Annotated in this window: 5 protein-coding genes; 2 read left to right on the forward strand and 3 right to left on the reverse strand. The window is 40.5% G+C overall.

Annotated elements, in window-relative coordinates:
- Nucleotides 1–171 precede the first annotated feature (171 nt).
- Together F6K46_RS38535 and F6K46_RS38540 are read left to right on the forward strand one after the other, a co-directional pair.
- Entirely contained in the window at nt 172–576 is a 405-nt protein-coding gene (locus F6K46_RS38535) for a pentapeptide repeat-containing protein (RefSeq protein WP_293068481.1), read from the forward strand.
- 70 nt (nt 577–646) lie between these two features.
- Nucleotides 647–1,102 (forward strand): hypothetical protein, encoded by a 456-nt coding sequence (locus F6K46_RS38540; RefSeq protein WP_293068484.1) that lies wholly within the window; start codon nt 647–649, stop codon nt 1,100–1,102.
- Nucleotides 1,103–1,368: 266 nt separating this feature from the next.
- Here the strand turns inward: F6K46_RS38540 and F6K46_RS38545 are convergent, their stop codons facing one another.
- The 3 genes from F6K46_RS38545 to F6K46_RS38555 form a co-directional block, all read right to left on the reverse strand.
- The gene (locus F6K46_RS38545) at nt 1,369–2,520 is read right to left on the reverse strand and encodes a serine/threonine-protein kinase (RefSeq protein ID WP_293068487.1); all 1,152 of its coding nucleotides are present in this window, start codon (nt 2,518–2,520) and stop codon (nt 1,369–1,371) included.
- An 11-nt stretch (nt 2,521–2,531) separates the two neighbouring features.
- Nucleotides 2,532–3,875: an NB-ARC domain-containing protein gene (locus F6K46_RS38550; RefSeq protein ID WP_293118064.1), complete on the reverse strand. Its 1,344-nt coding sequence runs from the start codon at nt 3,873–3,875 to the stop codon at nt 2,532–2,534.
- A gap of 91 nt (nt 3,876–3,966) precedes the next feature.
- Nucleotides 3,967–4,169: hypothetical protein (locus F6K46_RS38555; RefSeq protein ID WP_293068493.1), on the reverse strand; the 203-nt coding region annotated here is incomplete at its 5' end.

A 4,169-nucleotide genomic window follows, 5' to 3' on the forward strand; every position in this document is an offset into this window, starting at 1 on the left:
GGCGAACCTGGCTTGAAAACTCTCTGGCGAGGGCTTTCTACCTTTTACCATTTGTTTGAAGGTTCACAACTTGCTTCTACGTCCTAGTCTCTATCACTGTTTCGACTACTTTTGCCTAATGGATAGCTTTTTTAAGGGGGGCTGGGGGGGATCATAATCTTGCGGAAAACTTTGAAAACACGCCCTAACCCCAGTCTGGCTGAGTTTAGAAATGCCGACCTAAGCCAGGCTGACCTCAGAGGTGCTGACCTCAGTTGGGCTGACCTCAGCAAAGCTGACCTGAGCCTAGCTAACCTCAGCAAAGCTGACCTTAGTGGAGCTAACTTCCATAAAGCTGACCTGACCAAGACTGACCTGAGCGGGGCTGACCTGAGCGGGACTGATTTGAGCGAAGCTAACCTGACCAAGGCTGACCTGAGGGAAGCTTACCTGATTAGGACTCAAGCATTAGACTGTAATTTTACTGAAGTAATCTTTACCGGAGCTTGTCTGGAAGATTGGAAAATTAATCAGGGCACGAAGCTCAAGCATGTGATTTGTGAGTATGCTTATCTAAAATATAGCACTACCCATTAAGATTAGGACATTACTAAACTCCGAAACTTAATCATAGCTTACTTCTGACTTCTGACTTCTGACTTCTCACTTGCGCGTAGCGCTATATGACTATACACAAGACAAATTCATTGAACGTCGCCCTAGGAATGAAACTCAGAACTTTGCCCCAGGAGATTTTACTTGTCTGTTTCAGAAAGCGTTGGAAACTGTTGAGCTGACATTCAGTGATGGTATTGACTGGAAAGCTTTTTTGCTTTCCTTTCAACAACTCAGGGAAGAATACGGTGAGGAATACCTATCAATCCAAGCTATCGAAAAGAAGAGCAGTGGTTCCTTTTTGATTAGGCTTGAAGTACCACTAGATGCTAGCAAGGCGGAAATTGAGCGTCAGGCAAAAACACTATATGAGACTAAACTCAGTACCCTTGAAGGAATATATCGTGCAGAATTGAAAGCATCCCATGACCAGCTAGCCAGCTCCCGCCAGCGCAGCGCCAATCTTTTGGAAATTGTTAAACAGCAAGCCAATAGACCGATTATTTAAGGCTTTTCCGTACCTGTGATGTTAAATTATTCATATGATGTCCAAAATTATTGCTAGGTAACCATTTTGACAATTATTTACCGTTAGTTTATAAGGTTGAAGTATAACATCAAGGGATAGCTATCTTTGGAGTTGTTTTAACTAACATTTTGGAATAGTAAGTCCGGAAAAGCCGCTAAACTAGATGTTATTTTTCTAGTACAAATGCTCTGCACAAGTGATATTATACCCTTGTTATTATTTTAATTAGCGCGGGTGGCAAACCGCTAGATTTTCCTAGACAGTAACAGCTTGTATACTCTTTTAATGAATAAAGGAAATTCTAAAGGAAATACTAGTGAGATGAACAGGATACTGAGGACTACAAACATTAGCAAAACTACAACATGCCTTGGATAGTCTACTTTAATAAGTAAACCAATTAAAAATAAGTTGAGGACAATGCTAAAAATTAATACTCCTGACTTAATAAAATTATAATTGCTATGCTTAACCCGTCTAATTCTTAGAATATTATTATAATAATTATGATTGTCGTCAATTATTTCCATGAGTAAATCAATCATAGATAACAGAATTTCCTGGGTATTTTTGGGACGATTTTTCCAATCCGGTTCCATTATAAAATCTATTAAGTTCAACAGTCTTTCCGAAATATGTGTTGCTTCATTTCGCCAGAACAACTGTTGAGTTTGTAAGTCTTGTGTAAAATCACTAGGGTGTTTACCACTGAGCAACCGCACAAAGGTACGACCTAAGGAAAAAAAATCAGATTGTGGATAAGCTTCCTGTTCATTCATCATCTCTGGCGGCATATATCCTAGGGTTCCAATACTGGTATTTTGCGAAGTAATTTGTTGAATAATGTATTTTTGGGTTAGTGCTTTAACTGCGCCAAAGTCAATTAATACCAGTTGTCCATTGGGTCTGATCATGATGTTATCAGGTTTAATATCCCTATGTAAATACTTGGGATGGATTTCCTTAAGTATTACTATCAGTTGTTTTAGCCAGTCAATTGCCTGTGCTTCAGTAATTAGTTGATTGTTCTGTCGCAGCCACTCTTCCAACGTTAGTCCATCAATCTTCTCCATCACCAAGCAGTGTAAGAAGTCGTCTTGGCTATTTTTATTAGGCACAAAACGGAAGTAGCTATCTGGCTCAACTCGGGGAATTCCTGGATGAGTGAGCTGCTTCAACACTTCTACTTCTCGCTGAAACAGCTCAACGACTTTTTCTCTCATCTTTGAATTGCTATAGTAACTTAATTTCAGGACTTTCAGGACTTTCCTTTTGCCTAAGTTACTTGAGTTAATACCAAGCAAATCTTCTACCTCAAAGGTTTGACTAAAGTTACCGCTACCTAACTTTTTAATAACTTTATAACGATTGTGTATTTCCTGTCCGATCTGAATCATAGTTACTTAAATCAGCCACCCTGGTACAAACGTTTGTTAAGATACTTTTTAATGACAGGATCTAGGGTAAAGAAGACTTCCCCCATATCCTGATAATTTTTTTCAATAAGTGAACGTTGTAACAAATTATTTAGAGATGTCTTTATTTCTGAAGTCGCTCTGTTGGGATATGAATAAAATTCAGCTAGCAAGTGTTGAGTTGAGACTGGCTCGGTAGCCATGGCTAAATAGTTCATTAGCTCTTGATCAAAATCTGATAAGTGATAAAATTGCTGGTCGAGGAGACTGAGCAAAACATCACCAATAAATAATGACCCTTTGAGAAAATCCGAAATTTTACCATTATGGCAGTTTTGGATCGTCCTAACCGCAATCTTTAAGGCTAAGGGATGACCTTTGTACCTATCAATTAGTTGTCCCACTCCATGCACAGATTTAGAAAGACCGTAGTTTGACAAGAGTGCTTTGGCTTCTTCCTTTCTCAAGCCTTTGAGTTGGAATTCCCGAATTCTTCCTGCCCTGATTACTAGTTCCTTAACTTCCTGGGGAGGTTCTTGACTGGTCAACAACAAGCAGCTTTGATGGCGTTTGTACCCAATAGATTGCAGTAAATTTCCATATCCCTGGTAGCCCTCTTTGTAAATTCCAGAGGATTGACCAGCATCCAGGATCGCTTCTACTTGATCAAGCACTACCAAACAACGATGCTGGTTTAGGTAATACATTAGTCGCGATACCAGGTTATCTAGAGTTGTTGATGAAGGGTTTTCCTGATGGTTGGACAAGAATTGGATCAGGTCACTCAGAAGTTCTTCAACAGATGGAGTATGGTTGAGGGTACGCCAAATCACATACTCAAACTGATCCTTAATCTGTTCAACTAGCTTCGCTGACAAGGCAGTTTTGCCAATGCCAGTAATGCCCAAAAGAGCCACCAATGGACAGTGATCTGTGACAATCCATTCCTCTAGCTGAGCCAGTTCGTTGGTGCGTCCGTAGAAATCCGATACATAGGGTGCGTCACTTAAATCGAGTTTGAAGAGGGGACTACTCTCGGTCCGCTCAGGAATAAAGCTTGACGGTTTTGGGACTGACTCGAGAACTAGCCGAAGATTTTTTTTTGTGACACGTTGTCCTGTTAGGTCTGACAGTTTCTTCCATAAGGAAGGAGCAGCCATCTTCTTAATATAATCCGTGGTGTATCCAGGAATATTCATGTCCTCGTAGGTTTGACCTGCCCAAGAGTCTTGGATTATCTTCTGATCACGAGGAGACAGCTGTTTTTCTCCCTTGCCAATCAGCAAATTATTTAATTGGGTTAGTAATTTGTCAATCTGCTCCATGATGAATGTCAATGGGAAGGAACGGGGAAGGGGGAATTACAGATGTTTTATACCAAATTCCCTTTTCTAGCTGCTGTTAAACCCAAAGGACTGAAACTCGCGGCTACACAAACTTTCGGGAGCACCTCAAGGACTGGGTTTTCCAAGGGTTTTTTAACCCGGATGTGGTATGACACCTCTGTGCGATTTGTTGGTTAGAAACCTTATCCTGAAAAGGATTTGGGGGATTAACCTCAGATAGAAATATCTGAAACTTGTTAGTTAAGTTGGTGAAAATCCAACCGCTGAGGAATCCAGTAGAAGCCC

The sequence above is a fragment of the Moorena sp. SIO3E8 genome (genome assembly GCF_010692445.1).
Taxonomy (GTDB): domain Bacteria; phylum Cyanobacteriota; class Cyanobacteriia; order Cyanobacteriales; family Coleofasciculaceae; genus Moorena; species Moorena bouillonii.